At 55.2% G+C, this 15023-nt stretch carries 19 protein-coding genes; 14 read left to right on the top strand and 5 right to left on the bottom strand.

From position 1 onward, the window contains the following. The first annotated feature begins 6 nt into the window (after positions 1-6). The 3 genes from AC3Y7R_RS06325 to AC3Y7R_RS06335 all read left to right on the top strand — a co-directional run bounded on the left by AC3Y7R_RS06325 (position 7) and on the right by AC3Y7R_RS06335 (position 2440). Positions 7-855, top strand: coding sequence for a fumarylacetoacetate hydrolase family protein (locus AC3Y7R_RS06325; RefSeq protein ID WP_490041178.1), 849 nt, complete (start codon positions 7-9; stop codon positions 853-855). Further along, positions 852-1808, top strand: a complete 957-nt coding sequence (locus AC3Y7R_RS06330) for a 2-hydroxyacid dehydrogenase (RefSeq protein WP_490041179.1) — start codon at positions 852-854, stop codon at positions 1806-1808. The genes AC3Y7R_RS06325 and AC3Y7R_RS06330 overlap by 4 nt, the downstream gene beginning before the upstream one ends. 221 nt (positions 1809-2029) lie before the next feature. After that, positions 2030-2440, top strand: a complete 411-nt coding sequence (locus AC3Y7R_RS06335) for a cupredoxin domain-containing protein (protein ID WP_490041180.1) — start codon at positions 2030-2032, stop codon at positions 2438-2440. Positions 2441-2460: 20 nt separating this feature from the next. Here AC3Y7R_RS06335 and AC3Y7R_RS06340 read toward each other — a convergent pair whose 3' ends face one another. Together AC3Y7R_RS06340 and AC3Y7R_RS06345 are read right to left on the bottom strand one after the other, a co-directional pair. Then, a complete protein-coding gene (locus tag AC3Y7R_RS06340; protein WP_490041181.1) occupies positions 2461-3156 on the bottom strand; it encodes an SOS response-associated peptidase in 696 nt (231 codons plus the stop codon). A gap of 95 nt (positions 3157-3251) precedes the next feature. After that, a complete protein-coding gene (locus AC3Y7R_RS06345; RefSeq protein ID WP_490041182.1) occupies positions 3252-4829 on the bottom strand; it encodes a bifunctional metallophosphatase/5'-nucleotidase in 1578 nt (525 codons plus the stop codon). Between the two features lie 171 nt (positions 4830-5000). Between AC3Y7R_RS06345 and AC3Y7R_RS06350 the strand changes: the two genes are divergently transcribed. Both AC3Y7R_RS06350 and AC3Y7R_RS06355 read left to right on the top strand, forming a co-directional pair. After that, on the top strand, positions 5001-5336 hold the full coding sequence (locus tag AC3Y7R_RS06350) for a DUF952 domain-containing protein (RefSeq protein WP_490041183.1): 336 nt from the start codon (positions 5001-5003) through the stop codon (positions 5334-5336). Continuing rightward, positions 5333-6391: a quinone-dependent dihydroorotate dehydrogenase gene (locus AC3Y7R_RS06355; protein ID WP_490041184.1), complete on the top strand. Its 1059-nt coding sequence runs from the start codon at positions 5333-5335 to the stop codon at positions 6389-6391. Before AC3Y7R_RS06350 ends, AC3Y7R_RS06355 begins: the two co-directional genes overlap by 4 nt. Here AC3Y7R_RS06355 and AC3Y7R_RS06360 read toward each other — a convergent pair. The 3 genes from AC3Y7R_RS06360 to AC3Y7R_RS06370 are packed head-to-tail and all read right to left on the bottom strand — an operon-like array spanning position 6386 to position 8642. Beyond that, positions 6386-7702, bottom strand: a complete 1317-nt coding sequence (locus AC3Y7R_RS06360; protein ID WP_490041185.1) for an MATE family efflux transporter — start codon at positions 7700-7702, stop codon at positions 6386-6388. The genes AC3Y7R_RS06355 and AC3Y7R_RS06360 overlap by 6 nt on opposite strands. Beyond that, positions 7695-8201, bottom strand: a complete 507-nt coding sequence (locus tag AC3Y7R_RS06365; protein ID WP_490041186.1) for a PaaI family thioesterase — start codon at positions 8199-8201, stop codon at positions 7695-7697. The genes AC3Y7R_RS06360 and AC3Y7R_RS06365 overlap by 8 nt, the downstream gene beginning before the upstream one ends. A gap of 3 nt (positions 8202-8204) precedes the next feature. Next, positions 8205-8642, bottom strand: coding sequence for a PaaI family thioesterase (locus tag AC3Y7R_RS06370; RefSeq protein WP_490041187.1), 438 nt, complete (start codon positions 8640-8642; stop codon positions 8205-8207). Between the two features lie 153 nt (positions 8643-8795). Here AC3Y7R_RS06370 and AC3Y7R_RS06375 point away from each other — a divergent pair, with 153 nt between their 5' ends. The 9 genes from AC3Y7R_RS06375 to AC3Y7R_RS06415 all read left to right on the top strand — a co-directional run bounded on the left by AC3Y7R_RS06375 (position 8796) and on the right by AC3Y7R_RS06415 (position 15015). Next, entirely contained in the window at positions 8796-9164 is a 369-nt protein-coding gene (locus AC3Y7R_RS06375; protein WP_490041188.1) for a MerR family transcriptional regulator, read from the top strand. A gap of 314 nt (positions 9165-9478) precedes the next feature. Beyond that, entirely contained in the window at positions 9479-9880 is a 402-nt protein-coding gene (locus tag AC3Y7R_RS06380; protein ID WP_490041189.1) for a MerR family transcriptional regulator, read from the top strand. A 29-nt stretch (positions 9881-9909) separates the two neighbouring features. Continuing rightward, the gene (locus AC3Y7R_RS06385; protein ID WP_490041190.1) at positions 9910-11688 is read left to right on the top strand and encodes an acyl-CoA dehydrogenase C-terminal domain-containing protein; all 1779 of its coding nucleotides are present in this window, start codon (positions 9910-9912) and stop codon (positions 11686-11688) included. Positions 11689-11736: 48 nt separating this feature from the next. Beyond that, complete coding sequence (locus tag AC3Y7R_RS06390) at positions 11737-11949, top strand: hypothetical protein (protein ID WP_490041191.1); 213 nt, start codon at positions 11737-11739, stop codon at positions 11947-11949. Continuing rightward, complete coding sequence (locus tag AC3Y7R_RS06395; protein WP_490041192.1) at positions 11946-12266, top strand: hypothetical protein; 321 nt, start codon at positions 11946-11948, stop codon at positions 12264-12266. The genes AC3Y7R_RS06390 and AC3Y7R_RS06395 overlap by 4 nt, the downstream gene beginning before the upstream one ends. Beyond that, the gene (locus AC3Y7R_RS06400) at positions 12263-12889 is read left to right on the top strand and encodes a glutathione S-transferase family protein (RefSeq protein WP_490041193.1); all 627 of its coding nucleotides are present in this window, start codon (positions 12263-12265) and stop codon (positions 12887-12889) included. Before AC3Y7R_RS06395 ends, AC3Y7R_RS06400 begins: the two co-directional genes overlap by 4 nt. An 82-nt stretch (positions 12890-12971) precedes the next feature. Next, positions 12972-13451 (top strand): membrane protein insertion efficiency factor YidD, encoded by a 480-nt coding sequence (gene yidD, locus AC3Y7R_RS06405; protein ID WP_490041194.1) that lies wholly within the window; start codon positions 12972-12974, stop codon positions 13449-13451. Positions 13452-13466: 15 nt separating this feature from the next. Continuing rightward, positions 13467-13811, top strand: coding sequence for a hypothetical protein (locus AC3Y7R_RS06410; RefSeq protein ID WP_490041195.1), 345 nt, complete (start codon positions 13467-13469; stop codon positions 13809-13811). Continuing rightward, a complete protein-coding gene (locus tag AC3Y7R_RS06415) occupies positions 13804-15015 on the top strand; it encodes an acetyl-CoA C-acetyltransferase (RefSeq protein ID WP_490041196.1) in 1212 nt (403 codons plus the stop codon). The genes AC3Y7R_RS06410 and AC3Y7R_RS06415 overlap by 8 nt, the downstream gene beginning before the upstream one ends. The last annotated feature ends 8 nt before the right edge of the window (positions 15016-15023 follow it).

The following is a 15023-nucleotide window of genomic DNA, read 5'->3' on the forward strand; positions in this document are numbered from 1 at the left end:
TAGAAGATGAAACTTGTCCGTTACGGAGCGCCGGGCGCTGAAAAACCGGGAATGATCGACGACAGCGGTGTGCTGCGAGATCTGAGCGGAGAGATCAGTGACATTAACGGCGCGGCCCTATCGGACGCGTCTTTGGATAAGCTGCGCTCTCTTGACCCCACGTCGCTGCCTGCGGTCGAGGGCGACCCACGCTTTGGTCCCTGTGTCGGGGGTATTGGCAAATTCATGTGTATCGGGCTGAACTATGCCGATCACGCCGCCGAATCCGGCCTTGATTTACCTGACCATCCGATCTTGTTCATGAAGGCGACATCCGCGGTTGTAGGCCCAAATGACGATGTGATGATCCCGCGCGGATCGAAGAAAACCGATTGGGAAGTTGAGCTGGGTGTCGTTATTGGCAAGCCCTGCAAATATGTCTCTGAGGCCGACGCGCTGGACTATGTGGCAGGCTATTGCGTCATCAATGACGTCTCGGAACGTGACTTCCAAACGCAACTGACGGGGCAATGGACCAAAGGCAAATCTTGCGACACCTTTGGCCCAACAGGTCCGTGGCTGGTCACGAAAGATGAAGTTGGCGACGTGCAAAACCTTGCCATGTCGTTGGACGTTAACGGCACGCGTAGGCAAACCGGGAACACCAACACCATGATCTTCACCGTGGCGCAGATCATTGAACATCTATCCCAATTGATGACCCTGCATCCGGGTGATGTCATCTCCACCGGCACCCCTCCGGGCGTTGGTATGGGGATCAAACCCGATCCGATTTACCTGAAAGATGGCGACACCATTGAGTTGACCATTGAAAGGCTTGGCATTCAACGCCAAGCCGTTGGGCAAGACGCATGAGCAACCCGGAGATGTTGCTGATCGGCGGTGCCACGCAGGAGATGCTCGCGCGTCTAGGGGCCGAGTTCACCATCCATCGGCTCTCCGAGATCGACGACTTCGATGCCTGGGCCAGCGAAAATGGCGCAGGTATCGAGGCTGTGGGAACGAATGGTCATGACGGGGTCAGCCCCGCCATCATGGCTGCGTTGCCGAACCTGAAGGTCGTGTCCGGATATGGCGTGGGTTATGACGCCATCGACACCGGCGCTTGCGTCGCGCGGGGCATCAAGGTGTCGCATACCCCAAACGTGCTAAACGGCGAGGTGGCCAACACCACCTTGCTGCTTTTGCTCGCGGCGCTGCGTAACTTTCGCCACGACGAGGCTTGGGCGCGCTCCGGCAATTGGGAGGCCAAGGGCAACGCGCCTTTGTCCACCTCGCCCGATGGCAAGACGATCGGCATTCTTGGCTTCGGTCGGATTGGGCAGGAAATTGCGGAACGCCTGTCGATTTTCAAGCCGAACATTCTATACCACACTCGATCCCAAAAGGACGTGCCCTATACCTATGTGGGTAATCTTGTGGACATGGCACAGGCTAGTGACGTGTTGATTTGCATCACGCCCGGCGGCCCTTCTACGCGTAAAATCGTGAACAAGGACGTGCTGGAAGCCTTAGGACCAAAGGGCCTGTTGATCAATGTATCGCGCGGCTCGGTGGTGGATGAGGATGCTTTGATCGCGGCATTGGATGGTGGCAAACTTGGGTTCGCAGCGCTCGACGTATTTGAGCGCGAGCCGCAGATCCCTGATGCCCTCAAAACCTCGGAGCGCACGTTATTACTGCCTCATGTCGGCTCTGCCACCCATGAGACCCGCGCCGCTATGGGGGCGCTGACCGTGGACAACCTGTTGCAATGGAAGTCGGACGGGACAGTACAAACCCCTGTGCCGGAATGCGCCCATTTGTAATACGGCCCCGGTGCCAATGGCTTAGGTGACAAGATTTTGAGTGGCTGCCTGTTTGGTGGCCGCTCTACTTATACTTACGGCGATACTCATGCTGAAACCGGCAACAGACTGTTTCCATAACTGGCATCAAATGCCCCATAATTGCCCAGTTTCCCATACATTAACCTAAACAGATTATGGGCGATTAAACCGTCTAAAAGTAACCCGTGAGGACTTGAATAATGCATAAATTAACTACGATCTGTGCCGCCTGTGCCATCGCCCTATCTGCTGGCGCGGCTGGAGCGACTGAACTAGGTGTCGGTAACGAACTAGACGAGCGTTTGATCGATATTAAGGGTGGCGTATTTTTCCCACCGATGCTTTTGGCCGCAACTGGCGAAGCAATCACCATTCGCAATACAGAAGACACGGTCCATGATGCCTCGGCTATCGACGGAACATGGTCGACAGGCCCAATTCAACCGGGTGCGCAGATTGTTGTTGTTATTACTCCGGCAATGACCAAATGCTTCAAATCGACCTATAATGAAGAATATAAAGGCGCTTTTGGCGACCCTTCAACAGGCGAAGCGCCGCTCTGCTTCGTGTTGTCCGGCGCTGGTGACGGCTCCCTATCTGACCTGAATTAAGTCAAATTTTCCTAAAATTTTTAAAGGTCCTGCCCATGCGGCGGGGCCTTTTGCGTTTCCAGTCGCTCAATCAAACGTGGCCCTGATGCCCGATTGGAGTTCACCTCAGGGCCGACGCGATAAAGCTTCATACAATCTTCGGGTGCTGAAACCATCAGGCTCGCGGCTCCATGCCCTGCTTCTCCAAGCCATTTCGCCCAACCTTGCTCTGCAAGAATGACGGGTTCGCGGTGGTGAATTCCCCGCATTATCTTTGATGCAGCAGTGGTCACAATCGCACATGTCGCATGTTCAACGCCTCCCGCGCGCCAGTTTTGCCAAATCCCAGCCAAGGCCATTGGTCGGTCATTTGTGGGATGAATGTACCAAGGCAAACGGTGGTCCGTCGCGTCTTTGGTCCACTCATAGAACCCTGTTACAGGGATCAAACAGCGACGCTCACGGGCGGCTTGGGCGAAGGCGGGCTTTTGGGCAATCATCTCGCCGCGCGCATTAATCAATAACGCGCCATCACTGGGCGTTTTGTACCAATGTGGAATAAAGCCCCACCGCAGCGATACCAGATGGCGCACCCCTTCGCGCGATATGACGGCACAGACCTGATCGGTCGGGCAAATATTATAGTTAGGAAGGTTTGGTAAATCATTGCTCGGCGTGGCCCCAAACATCTGCGCCATAGCGGCGACAGAGCTCGTCACTGAAAACCGCCCGCACATTTCCCATTCCTTTCAGATCATATGCTGTCTCAACAGTTGGAAAAGGCGACGCTAGACCCTCCAGCGTCGCCCAATATTACCCTCGTTTCAGAGGCTTACTTCTTAACGATGCGACCATCAATATATGGCTTTACCGGGCCAGAACCCGCCATATATTCAGCCAAAACATCCGCCAAGTCAGGACCGAAGTCATAGGCATTCATGCCATCCGACGAGAACATTTTGTAACCGTCACCGCCATTGCGCACGTAGTTGTTGGTCACGACTTTATAGGTCGCTGCGGGGTCGATCTCGGTGAAAACATCCCCGTTTTTAACAGAGACAGCCGTCACGCGCCCCTCGTTGGGGGCCACGGATGCATCCCAGCTAAACTGCAAACCCGCCACTTGTGGGAAGCGACCTTTGACGTCTTCGACCTGACTTACGCCATTCTCTAATGCGTCGATGATGATCTGCCCTTTGGCCTCAAACGTGGACAGCGTGTTTTGGAACGGAAGCACGCTCAGCACCTCGCCCATAGTCACATCACCCGCATCAATAGAGGCCCGAATGCCCCCCGAGTTGGCAATCGCAATGGTCACGCCTTGGTCCTTCACGCGGTCCAGCATCGCATCGGCAATCAAGTTGCCCATGGCGCATTCCTCGACCCGGCAAACCGCACGATCCCCAAGAATCACATCGCCCGCCTGTGCTACAACTTTAGTGCGAATTTCGTCCAAAGGCTCTGCCAGCTCTGCAACGCGCGCCAAAATAGCGGCGTCCTCGGCCACTTGCCCGTCAATCAGCAAAGGCTCGCCTTTGGCCTCGGTGATTTTGCCCTCGTCGTCGAACGTGACGTTCAGCTCACCTAGGAATTTACCGTAAGCATAGGCCTGCACGATGGCGGTGTCGTTGACCATAACAGGGTAGATATCGACCGCGCGCTCTTGCGTGTTGGACAGCAACGTATTGCTATGTCCGCCCACAATCACATCGACGCCAGTGGTGTTCGCAGCGACGATTTTATCCACGTTAAAGCCCGAATGGCTGAGCACGATGATCTTGTTCACCCCCTCGGCAGTCAATTTATCAACCTCGCCCTGAACCGCGCCGGACGGGTCGGTGAAGGTGATGTTTTTACCCGGAGACGCCAGATCTGGCGTGTCTTGTGGTGTCAGGCCAATTAGGCCGATTTTCTCTCCGCCGCGCTCGATCACCACGGATTTCATCAGCTTACCTGCCAGCGCAGGCTCGCCGGATACGTCAGCATTGGACATAACAACGGGGAAGTTTACCGAATCCATGAAGCCGGCCAGCACTTCGGGGCCGTCGTCAAATTCGTGGTTGCCGACGGTCATGCCGTCATATTTCAGCCCGTTCATCATCTCGGCCGCGACCTTGCCCTTATAGTAGGTATAGAACAGCGAGCCTTGGAACTGATCACCACCATCCACGAGGATGGAGTTATTGGTTTTCGCACGCGCGGCATTCACCGTGCTAACAAGGCGCGCCCAACCGCCAAAGCATTTGCCCTCAGTGTTATCCTCGGCCGAACAAGCGCTGTCATATTTGCTGATCGGCTCAAAGCGCGCGTGGAAGTCATTGGTGTGCAGGATCGTCAGCGAGTAATCCGCAGCAGCGATCCCGGTGGTCAGGGTCAAAGCGGCAGCGCTGGTGAGAAGGGTCTTAAGCATGTTGGTGGTCCCCCAAAGGTTTGAATTTTCTGCGCCCAGAGTGGCGCTATTGGATCGAGGAGTCAAAGCCCCACGCGCCCTTGCCTTAACGTCACTTTGTGACAGGCTCATATCAGGGCAATATCTGTGCAGTGACTTGACCAAATAACTGGCAACGGGCATGTGGGTCATATGCTTATTTACAAAATCATGACCGCCTCTGCATGGGCCGACTTTCAAGCTCAAGGCCGCTTTACTGGCGCGCCTATTGATCTGGCAGACGGCTACATTCATTTCTCAACCGCCGCACAATCGCGCGAGACGGCAGCGAAGCATTTTGCAGGTCAGCAAGATTTGTGGCTGGCCTGGGGTGACGCGCCCAGTGATGGCGCGCTGAAATGGGAAGTCTCGCGCGGCGGGGCGGAATTCCCACACCTTTACCGCGATTGGCTGTTGTCTGAGACATCTGGCAACGCAGCCCTTCCATGGGATGGCGCGGCACATATTTTCCCAAAGGACATGGCATGAGCATTTTAGAACATCTTGCTGTTGCCGCCATGCGCCAACTTGATCCAGAGCGCGCGCATAGCATGGCTGTCCTCGCGTTAAAGGCGGGCTTGGGCGGTGGTCGTGGGCCTGTGCGCTCGCCCCGACTGGCAACCACATTGGCCGGAATGCCGTTGGAAAACCCGGTTGGTCTTGCCGCAGGGTTTGACAAAAATGCCGAAGTCATCGGGCCATTGGCCGGTGCTGGTTTCGGGTTCATCGAGGTCGGGGCCGCCACCCCGCGCCCGCAACCCGGAAACCCGAAGCCGCGCCTGTTTCGCCTCTCGGAAGATGAGGCTGCCATCAACCGCTTTGGCTTTAACAATCAAGGCATGGATGCCATTGCTGATCGCCTATCGGCGCGCGTTGTTGGCATTCCAGTGGGGCTAAATCTGGGGGCCAATAAAGACAGCAGCGACCGCGCCGCTGACTTTGCCACCGTGCTGCGCCGCTGTGGGCCGCATGTGAGTTTTGCCACCGTCAATGTCTCGTCCCCCAACACCGAAAAGTTGCGCGATTTGCAGGGCCGTGCTGCCCTATCCGCGCTGCTTGCAGGTGTGATGGAGGCGCATGCTGAGTTGACGCGCCCGATCCCGGTCTTCTTGAAAATCGCGCCTGATCTGGATGATGACGCACTAGGAGAGATCGCAGAAGTTGCACTCGAGGCCAAGTTAGCAGGCATCATCGCCACCAACACAACGCTATCGCGCGACGGGTTAAAATCGCCGCACCGCGATGAGGCAGGCGGGCTATCTGGCCAACCTGTGTTTGAGAAAAGCACCCGTGTTTTGGCGCGGCTATCACAGTTATTAGACGGCAAAATGCCACTGGTCGGCGTTGGCGGCGTCAGCTCGGCCGAGCAAGCCTATGCCAAAATTCGCGCCGGAGCCTGCGCCGTGCAACTTTATACGGCCATGGTTTATAGTGGGCTGTCACTGGCAGGTGAAATTGCCCGCGGGTTGGATGATTTATTGGCGCGTGATGGTTTCGATAATGTGTCGGATGCCGTTGGCACTGGTCGCGGGGAGTGGCTATAGGCTTCTCTCCGCCTCGGCCTCTAGCGCGGGGTAGCGCAGCCCAAGCGTGACACCGCGCGCCACAAACGAGATCAGCAACGCCAGCCATAACCCGTGATTGCCAAGAAGCGGCACTAAAATCACCACCGCCATGGCGTATATGACGAATGAGACCGCCATCATGTTGCGCATATCGCGCGTGCGGGTGGCGCCGATGAAAATCCCGTCTAAAATCCATGCGGCCACCCCAAGGAAAGGCGCCGCAATCATATAGCCCAGATAACGTCGTGCCTCGGATTGCACGTCTGGGGCTGTTGTCATCACATCAATAATTGCCCCGCCAAATCCTGCAAAAGCTATGGCCAGCGCGGCGACCACAATCCCCGCCCAAAGCGATGTCAGATAAGCCGCACGCCGCAAACGCACCCGATTGCGCGCGCCCAATGCCTGCCCGACCAGCGCCTCAGCGGCAAAGGCAAACCCGTCCATGGCATAGGCGGTGATGAACAAGAATTGCAGCAACACCTGATTAGCCGCCAATGTCACATCGCCGAAATCAGCCCCTAAGAACATGAACGACATGAACATGATTTGCAGCAGGACCGAGCGGATCAAAATATCGCCGTTCACCACCCCCATATGCACCAAGCGCGCACGGTCAAAAACCTGCACCCAGTTTTTCCATGCATCGGTATTGAAGACATCACGACACAGATATAGCCCTAAGCCAAGCGCGCTCCACTCCGCCAAAAAGGTGGCAATTGCCACACCTTCGACGCCCCACCCCATGCCCAGCACAAAATACATATCCAACACAATGTTGAGACCATTCATCCAGAGCTGAATAATGAAAATGGCCCGCGTGCGTTCTTGCGCGACCAGCCAGCCGGTGATGCCATATAATGCAATCGCTGCGGGCGCAGAAAATATACGGATCTGCATATAGCTATGGGCAAGGCTCTCCACTTCCGCGCTTGCTGGTGCAAGCCGAAAAGCCACGGCAAAAAGTGGGATTTGCAGCGCCATAATGGCAAGTCCGGCCCCGATGCCAATCATAATAGAGCGGGTCAGCAGCGCCGAGACCTCGCCCGCGTCACCTGCCCCGATGGCCTGCGCACTCAGCCCCGCAGTCCCCATGCGCAAAAAACCAAATATCCAGTAAACGCCGCTTAGAATAATCGCGCCAAGCCCCACCGCCCCAATCGGCGCGGCAAGGCCAAGCTGGCCCACGACCCCTGTGTCCACCGCGCCCAGGATCGGGACCGTGGCATTAGAGATCACAATCGGCAGTGCAATTTTCAGCACCCGACTGTGGGTTAGGCTGTCAGCCATCGCGCGCATCATCGCGCAGCGGCATCAAGAAATGCCCCGTTGCCTGCGCAAACAAGCGCGTGCGGTTATCTTGCCATGCCTCTACATGAACCGAGGCATAGCGCCGCCCAGAGCGGTTCACCCGCGCGCGCGCATAAGCATCGCGCGGCAGGCCAGAGCGCAGGTAATCCACGGTGAAGTCGATGGTTTTTGGCATAAGCGGCATCGGCGCGGTTTCCGGCTCCAGCCGCCCTGCCTCGAGATCGGCCCAAAGGGTGGACCATGTAAGCTCGATAATTGCGGTGACTTCTAAGAACGCCGCTGTCACGCCACCATGAATGGCGGGCAGCATCGGGTTGCCGATCAAATCGTCACGAAAGGGCAAGACCGCCGTTAACTCGTCGCCGCGCCGCTCGAACTGAATGCCCATATATTGGATATAGGGCACGCTCTCGACCAAGGCACGCAGGGCGCCATCACGGCGGGTTTTAATCACTTGCACGGGTTCGGGTTTACGCATGGATCAGCCCCCATTTTCGCGCTGAAACGTGAACGCACCGGTGGCGGTGGCAACTGGGTTCTCGCGATCCTCATCAAAGGCGGTTGCGCGCACAAAGGCCACCGCGCGGGTGGTATGATAGCACTCGGCACGCGTCGTAATGCGCTGCCCCGGCGTTGCCGCACGCATATAGTCGATGCGCAAATCCATCGTCGCCGTCGAGATCGGCTCGTCCGGGTGGCAAATTACCGCCGCCCCCGCGCAAGTATCCAACAATGCCGAAACCGCCCCCCCGTGGATCACCCCTGTCGCGGGATCGCCCACGAGGCGCTTGTCATAAGGCATAGAAATAACGGCGATTCCCGCCCCGATTTTCTCTAGTTCCATCCCCAAAGCACGCGAATGCGGGATGGCTTCGACAAATTGCCGGGCTATTTTAATACGATCAGGTGTCTTACTCATTCAAGATATGTGGCAGCTTTCGGGTCCGAGGCCAAGCATGCTCCGATCTGTCACAGGAAGTTTTTTGCCATCGACTGCGCAACAGACTTGGCGCAGTCGCTTTGTAAATGCTACTTTAGGGGCGGGTAGTTCACGAGAGAAAGCCAAACGCAGATGCCAAACATGCGCCTAACCTTCAAAGAAATGTGTGCCGCATTTGATGTGACCCCCCGAACTTTGCGCTATTATGAATATATCGAGTTGCTATCCCCCGAACGCGATGGGCGTTCTCGCTACTACCATCCACGCGAAGTTGCGCGCATGAAGTTGATCATGCGCGGGCGTCGATTCGGGTTTCCACTCGAAGACATACGGCAATGGCTTGACCTATATGATGCCGATCCGGAAAATCGCACCCAAATGGAAGCCTGCATCGCAATGGCAGACACCCAAATCAACGAGCTGAGATCACGCCGGGCACAAATTGAAGATGCCATTACAGAGTTACAAAATCTGCGCGACAATGTTGCAAAAGGACTGTAAGAGCCTCGGTTCTGCAAAACCACAGCGTGAATATCACGCCTATGGAGGCCGCGGATCATGCACTGGGGCGCGATTAATGCACATATTTCCCCTTATTTTATAGAATTTGAGGGGAAACCTGACTGCCAGACCTCACAAACCAAATTGCTCAACTTTGCAAAAGTTGCGCAAAAAATCATTTTCGTTTCCTGACATTACGTCACCGTACTTCTGACGCCACGTTACATTTACGTTAACGTCAAGAATGCTTGTATGGTGTGGTCACGTTCAACATGTCCATCACAACGAAACTGTGTAGTGGAAGGACATATCTGATGTCTGAGGATACAATGACTATTCGAGAGATGTGCGATGCCTTTGGGGTCACCCCCCGGACCTTGCGTTTCTATGAAGCAAAAGAACTGCTGTTCCCGAACAGGGACGGACAGCGCCGCCTATTCACCAATAGCGACCGTGCTCGATTGAAGCTAATCATGCGCGGCAAGCGTTTTGGCTTCTCTCTAGAGGAAATTCGCCAATTGCTGGATCTTTACCATATCGGTGACCAGCAAGTGACCCAACTGTCGCATACATATGAGATCGGAAAGCTCCGTTTGGCCGACATGATCAAACAGCGCGACGAGTTGAACGAGGCTATCACAGACTTAACCGCGCAATTACACTGGGGCGAAAACATGATCGCCTCTTTACAAACATCCGAGGCCGCTTCCGGCTAACCTAGACACCTAACCGCAGGAATACACTCATGCCCAGCTACACCGCTCCCGTCAAAGACATGCAATTCGTGCTACATGATTTGCTAAAAATCACGGAACAGGATGTTCCCGGATATGACGAGCTGGAGGCTGATTTTACCTCGGCCATTCTGGAAGAGGCTGGCAAAATCTGCTCCGAGGTTCTGCAACCTCTGAACCGCGTGGGTGATGTCGAAGGCTGTACGTTGGAAAACGGAATTGTACGCACACCGACAGGGTTCAAAGCGGCATTTGAACAAATGAAGGAAGGCGGCTGGACCGCGCTGGATTGCGATCCAGAGTATGGTGGCCAAGGCATGCCCTACCTGATGGGAACCGCCGTGGGCGAGATGTTCGTCTCCGCCAATATGGCGTTCAACATGTATCAAGGTCTGACGCACGGGGCCTATTCGGCCATCCACGCACATGGCACAGACGATCAAAAGGCCAAGTATCTGCCCAAAATGGTCAGCTGCGAATGGACTGGCACAATGAATTTGACCGAGCCTCATTGCGGCACGGATTTGGGCCTAATGCGCACCAAGGCCGCACCACAGGGTGATGGCAGCTTCAAAATCTCGGGCCAAAAGATATTTATCTCCGCGGGCGATCACGACATGTCCGACAACATTATCCACCTCGTACTTGCCAAGATTGAGGGCGGCCCCGAGGGCATCAAAGGTGTATCACTGTTCATCGTCCCCAAGTTTATTGTCGAAGAAGATGGCTCTCTTGGCGCGCGCAATGGTGTCTCCGTTGGCTCCCTCGAGGAGAAAATGGGCATCCATGGCAACTCCACCTGCGTGATGAACTATGACGAGGCAACGGGCTTCCTGCTCGGCACCGAGCATAAAGGCATGCGCGCGATGTTTACCATGATGAACGAGGCTCGCATGGGCGTTGGCCTGCAAGGCTACGCACAAGCTGTCGTCGCGTACCAAAACGCAGTGATCTATGCCAATGACCGCCTGCAAGGGCGCGATGTGACGGGCGTCAAAAACCCTGACGGGCCTGCTGATCCGCTGATTGTACACGCCGATATTCGTCGTAATTTGATGGATCAAAAATCCTTTGTAGAGGGCGCGCGCGCATTCACATTCTGGGGCGCCAACATGATCGACCGCCATGTGCGCGCCGATGATGAGGAAATTGATGGGGTGATCTCACTCCTAACGCCAGTCATTAAAGGTTTCTTGACCGATAAAGGCTTTGAATACGCCACAGCCGCACAGCAAGTTTATGGTGGCCACGGCTATATCGAGGAATGGGGCATGTCCCAATTCGCCCGCGATGCCCGTATTACGCAAATCTATGAGGGTGCCAATGGCGTTCAGGCACTCGATCTTGTCGGCCGCAAGTTGGCGCAGGATGGTGGCAAGCATGTCATGACATTCTTTGGGATGGTAAAAGACTTCATCAAAGAAAATGGTGGCGATGACACCTATGATAAAACTTTCCTTGAACCATTGAAGAGTGCGTCCAAAGATTTGCAGGCAGCCGCGATGTATTTCATGCAAAATGGCATGAAGAACCCTAATAACGCGCTGGCTGGTTCCTATGACTTCATGCATATGTTTGGCCATGTTTGCCTTGGCCTGATGTGGGCGAAAATGGGCAAGGCCGCGATGGAAGCTCTTGAAGCCGGTGCATCTGATACCGAGTTCTACGAGACCAAAATTGCCACGGGTCGCTATTACATGGCCCGCCAACTACCTGCCACGAAAATGCATCTAGCCCGCATCGAAAGCGGCGCAGATACAGTCATGGCGCTGGATGCGGCAAACTTCTAGGCTCTCAAGGGTGGGGGCTTCCTCCACCCTACCACTCAGGAGTGACCAATGCCCAAACGCCTAAAGCTAACCCGCCGTGTGAACCTCGCTATGACCGAGGATGCTTGGCGCAAGCTGAAAAAATTCAGTGCTGAGGCGGGGCTGGATGAGGGGGAAGCACTATCATTTCTCTTTGAAAACTTCTCCTCTGTTACCGATGAGAGCAATCTCACGCACCGTTTGCGTATCTTCAATTCTGAGTTGGAGTCCCGCAAAAAATGAATGTGGCACAACAAGGCAGCGTAGGATTTGAGTATTTTTGGCAAAAAGAAACCCATGCCACCCGCTCCAAAAGGCGCGGCGCGTTAAGGTTAATGGGGCATTTCAGTAAGAAAGCTGAAGCGTCTGATCCTAACCGGAACCCGTTCTTCCGTATGAAATCAGGACCAGACGGCTTCTCCTTGCACGGCCATCGGCTCTCCAGCCTGTACCGCACTAATAAAACTGCCCGAGATTGGTTAAAACAACGTAACTTGGTTTCTTTTTGCCAAAAATACTCAAATTCCGTCCCCTCGATTGAGAAAGTACATTCGTTATGACCGCAAAGCTTTACTGTTTCGGAGAAAGCGGCAACGCCTATAAGGCCGCGCTAACGATGGAATTATCGGGCATAGATTGGCAGCCAATCTTTGTGGATTTTTTCAAAGGGGAAGCCCGCTCGGAGGCATTTAAAGAGATCAATCCAATGGGCGAAGTCCCGGTCATGGTCGATGGCGATGTGACCTTAACCCAGTCTGGCGTCATCCAACAATATGTCGTCGATAAAACCGGAAATTTGGGCGGTGCAGATGCCGACAAATATGAAATCCTACGTTGGGTCCTGTGGGACAATCACAAGATGTCCAGCCAAGCCGGAACCACACGGTTTTTGATGAATTTCCTACCAGAAGACAAGCGCCCTGCGGACGTGATCAAGTTCATGCAAGCACGCATGGCAGCGGCGTTTTCAATTTTAGACACACATCTTGCTGATCGTGACTGGCTTGTGGGCAACTCTCTGAGCGTGGCTGACATCTCCAATTGCAGCTACTTGTTCTATGAGGAACCCTTTGGTTTCAATCGCTCTGACTGGCCTAATATTGACGCATGGCTAGAACGCATTTCGCAGACCCCTGGGTGGAAGCACCCCTATGATCTGATGCAAAGGGCCTTGCCCGCATGATCCACCGCGACGCGCCCTCCCCTCTAGACCTGAGAGCCTGTTCAGGCCACATTGCCTGTGACGGTAGTGAGGTAGGGTATCAATGTTTAGCAAGTTGGTACTGGGTGCAATCTGGGGATATCAACAATACCTCTCGCCCCAAAAAGGATTTCGATGTGCGTATTCGCTCCGCCATGGTGGGACGGGCTGTTCAGGCTATGCAAAGCACGCAATCAAAGACGCTGGAATTTGGCGCGCGTTGCCCTCTATCCGGCAGCGCCTACGCGACTGCCGCATCGCCCATCAAGACATCCGCGAAAACTGCACATGCAACGAAGCCCCCCTCGATGATGACGAGCGCGCAGAGCTGGAGCATCACCGCCGCAAAGGCGGCTGCGCCGATAAATACGATTGTAGCTTCGCTTGCTGTGACTGTAGCTCCTTGGGCTGGTTCCGAGGGCCGGCAAGCAGCGGCTCATCCAACGGCTGCGACATTTCTCCATGCAATGGGGACTGTGGCGCGCCGGATTGTGCCGCATGTGATTGCGGTGGCTGCGATTGTGGCGGATGTTCTTGCGGCTAGGCATGGGGTACGCGCATGATCCTCGCAGCCTTCCTTCTTGGCATGATCCTATGCACCTTAACGCTGGCGCTCATCCGCGCCGAGGACAACGCGCCGCGTGATAAATTCGGCTCTGCCGTCGCAATGTTTACAGGCTGGTGCGCATTTTTCATGTTGCTGATGGCAGGTGCTTATGGCTTGGGACTCGTCCTGCCAGCCATCGCTGGCGCCATCGTGTTGGCTTTACGAACACCGAAATTTGGCAAGGCAATCATCGCCTTAGCCATCTACAAACTCCCGCTTGGAGTGGGGGCGCTGATATGCAGCGTCGTCGCTTGGGTCGGGATCCTAAATTTAATGGAGGAGATTCCCTATGGCTGAAGCCTATATCTATGACGCCGTGCGCAGCCCGCGCGGCAAAGGCCGCAAAGACGGCAGCTTGCACGAGGTAACAGCGGCACGGTTGTCCGCCCAAATTTTGAACGCCCTCAAAGATCGCAACGGCCTAGAGGGTCACGCCGTCGAGGATGTGATCTGGGGCAACGCCACCCAAGTTATGGAGCAAGGCGGCTGCCTCGCACGTACCGCAGTGCTGGCCTCGGAGTTGGATCAATCCATCCCCGGCCTGTCGATCAACCGTTTCTGCGCCTCGGGCATGGAAGCCGTGAACATCGCCGCAAACCAGATCAAAGGTGGTGCAGGTGACGCCTATATCGCGGGTGGTGTCGAGATGATGGGCCGCGTTCCCATGGGCTCCGACGGGGCGGCAATCGCTGTTGACCCAAGCATCGCGATGGACACGTATTTTGTACCGCAAGGCATTTCTGCCGACATCATTGCGACCGAATACGGCTTCAGCCGCGAGCAAGCCGACGCCCTTGGTGTAGAAAGCCAGCGCCGCGCCAAGGCTGCATGGGATGACAACCGCTTTACCAAGTCGCTGATCACTATCCGCGACCAAAACGGCTTGGAAATTCTGAGCACCGACGAATACATGCGCCCGCAGACCGACATGCAGTCGCTTGGCGGCCTGAACCCTGCCTTCCAAGCGATGGGGGAAATGATGCCCGGCTTCGATAAAATCGCATTGATGAAGTATCCGCATCTGGAGAAAATCAACCACATCCACCATGCGGGGAATTCGTCAGGGATTGTTGATGGCTCTGCGGCTATTTTGATCGGCTCCAAAGAATTTGGCGAGGCAAATGGCCTGAAACCACGCGCCCGTATTCGCGCCACGGCCAAGATTGGCACTGACCCTACCATCATGCTGACTGGGCCAGTACCCGTAACGCACCACATCTTGAAGACCTCAGGCATGAGCATCTCCGACATTGATCTGTTTGAGGTCAATGAGGCTTTTGCTTCTGTTGTCTTGCGCTTCATGCAGGCTTTTGATGTCGATGACAGCAAGGTCAACGTCAATGGCGGCTCGATCGCTATGGGTCACCCGCTGGGTGCGACTGGTGCAATCATCATCGGCACGTTGCTTGATGAGTTAGAGCGCTCTGACAAAGAAGTTGGCCTTGCCACGCTTTGCGTTGCCTCCGGCATGGGCGCAGCCACAATCATCGAAAGGGTATAGGAAAACTC

This window comes from Litoreibacter sp., from assembly GCF_058136045.1.

Coding starts and splice junctions, on each gene's coding strand:
- AC3Y7R_RS06325 (WP_490041178.1), top strand. CDS start 7: ATGAAACTTGTCCGTTACGGAGCGCCGGGCGCTGAAAAACCGGGAATG.
- AC3Y7R_RS06330 (WP_490041179.1), top strand. CDS start 852: ATGAGCAACCCGGAGATGTTGCTGATCGGCGGTGCCACGCAGGAGATG.
- AC3Y7R_RS06335 (WP_490041180.1), top strand. CDS start 2,030: ATGCATAAATTAACTACGATCTGTGCCGCCTGTGCCATCGCCCTATCT.
- AC3Y7R_RS06340 (WP_490041181.1), bottom strand. CDS start 3,156: ATGTGCGGGCGGTTTTCAGTGACGAGCTCTGTCGCCGCTATGGCGCAG.
- AC3Y7R_RS06345 (WP_490041182.1), bottom strand. CDS start 4,829: ATGCTTAAGACCCTTCTCACCAGCGCTGCCGCTTTGACCCTGACCACC.
- AC3Y7R_RS06350 (WP_490041183.1), top strand. CDS start 5,001: ATGCTTATTTACAAAATCATGACCGCCTCTGCATGGGCCGACTTTCAA.
- AC3Y7R_RS06355 (WP_490041184.1), top strand. CDS start 5,333: ATGAGCATTTTAGAACATCTTGCTGTTGCCGCCATGCGCCAACTTGAT.
- AC3Y7R_RS06360 (WP_490041185.1), bottom strand. CDS start 7,702: ATGGCTGACAGCCTAACCCACAGTCGGGTGCTGAAAATTGCACTGCCG.
- AC3Y7R_RS06365 (WP_490041186.1), bottom strand. CDS start 8,201: ATGCGTAAACCCGAACCCGTGCAAGTGATTAAAACCCGCCGTGATGGC.
- AC3Y7R_RS06370 (WP_490041187.1), bottom strand. CDS start 8,642: ATGAGTAAGACACCTGATCGTATTAAAATAGCCCGGCAATTTGTCGAA.
- AC3Y7R_RS06375 (WP_490041188.1), top strand. CDS start 8,796: ATGCCAAACATGCGCCTAACCTTCAAAGAAATGTGTGCCGCATTTGAT.
- AC3Y7R_RS06380 (WP_490041189.1), top strand. CDS start 9,479: ATGTCTGAGGATACAATGACTATTCGAGAGATGTGCGATGCCTTTGGG.
- AC3Y7R_RS06385 (WP_490041190.1), top strand. CDS start 9,910: ATGCCCAGCTACACCGCTCCCGTCAAAGACATGCAATTCGTGCTACAT.
- AC3Y7R_RS06390 (WP_490041191.1), top strand. CDS start 11,737: ATGCCCAAACGCCTAAAGCTAACCCGCCGTGTGAACCTCGCTATGACC.
- AC3Y7R_RS06395 (WP_490041192.1), top strand. CDS start 11,946: ATGAATGTGGCACAACAAGGCAGCGTAGGATTTGAGTATTTTTGGCAA.
- AC3Y7R_RS06400 (WP_490041193.1), top strand. CDS start 12,263: ATGACCGCAAAGCTTTACTGTTTCGGAGAAAGCGGCAACGCCTATAAG.
- yidD (WP_490041194.1), top strand. CDS start 12,972: ATGTTTAGCAAGTTGGTACTGGGTGCAATCTGGGGATATCAACAATAC.
- AC3Y7R_RS06410 (WP_490041195.1), top strand. CDS start 13,467: ATGATCCTCGCAGCCTTCCTTCTTGGCATGATCCTATGCACCTTAACG.
- AC3Y7R_RS06415 (WP_490041196.1), top strand. CDS start 13,804: ATGGCTGAAGCCTATATCTATGACGCCGTGCGCAGCCCGCGCGGCAAA.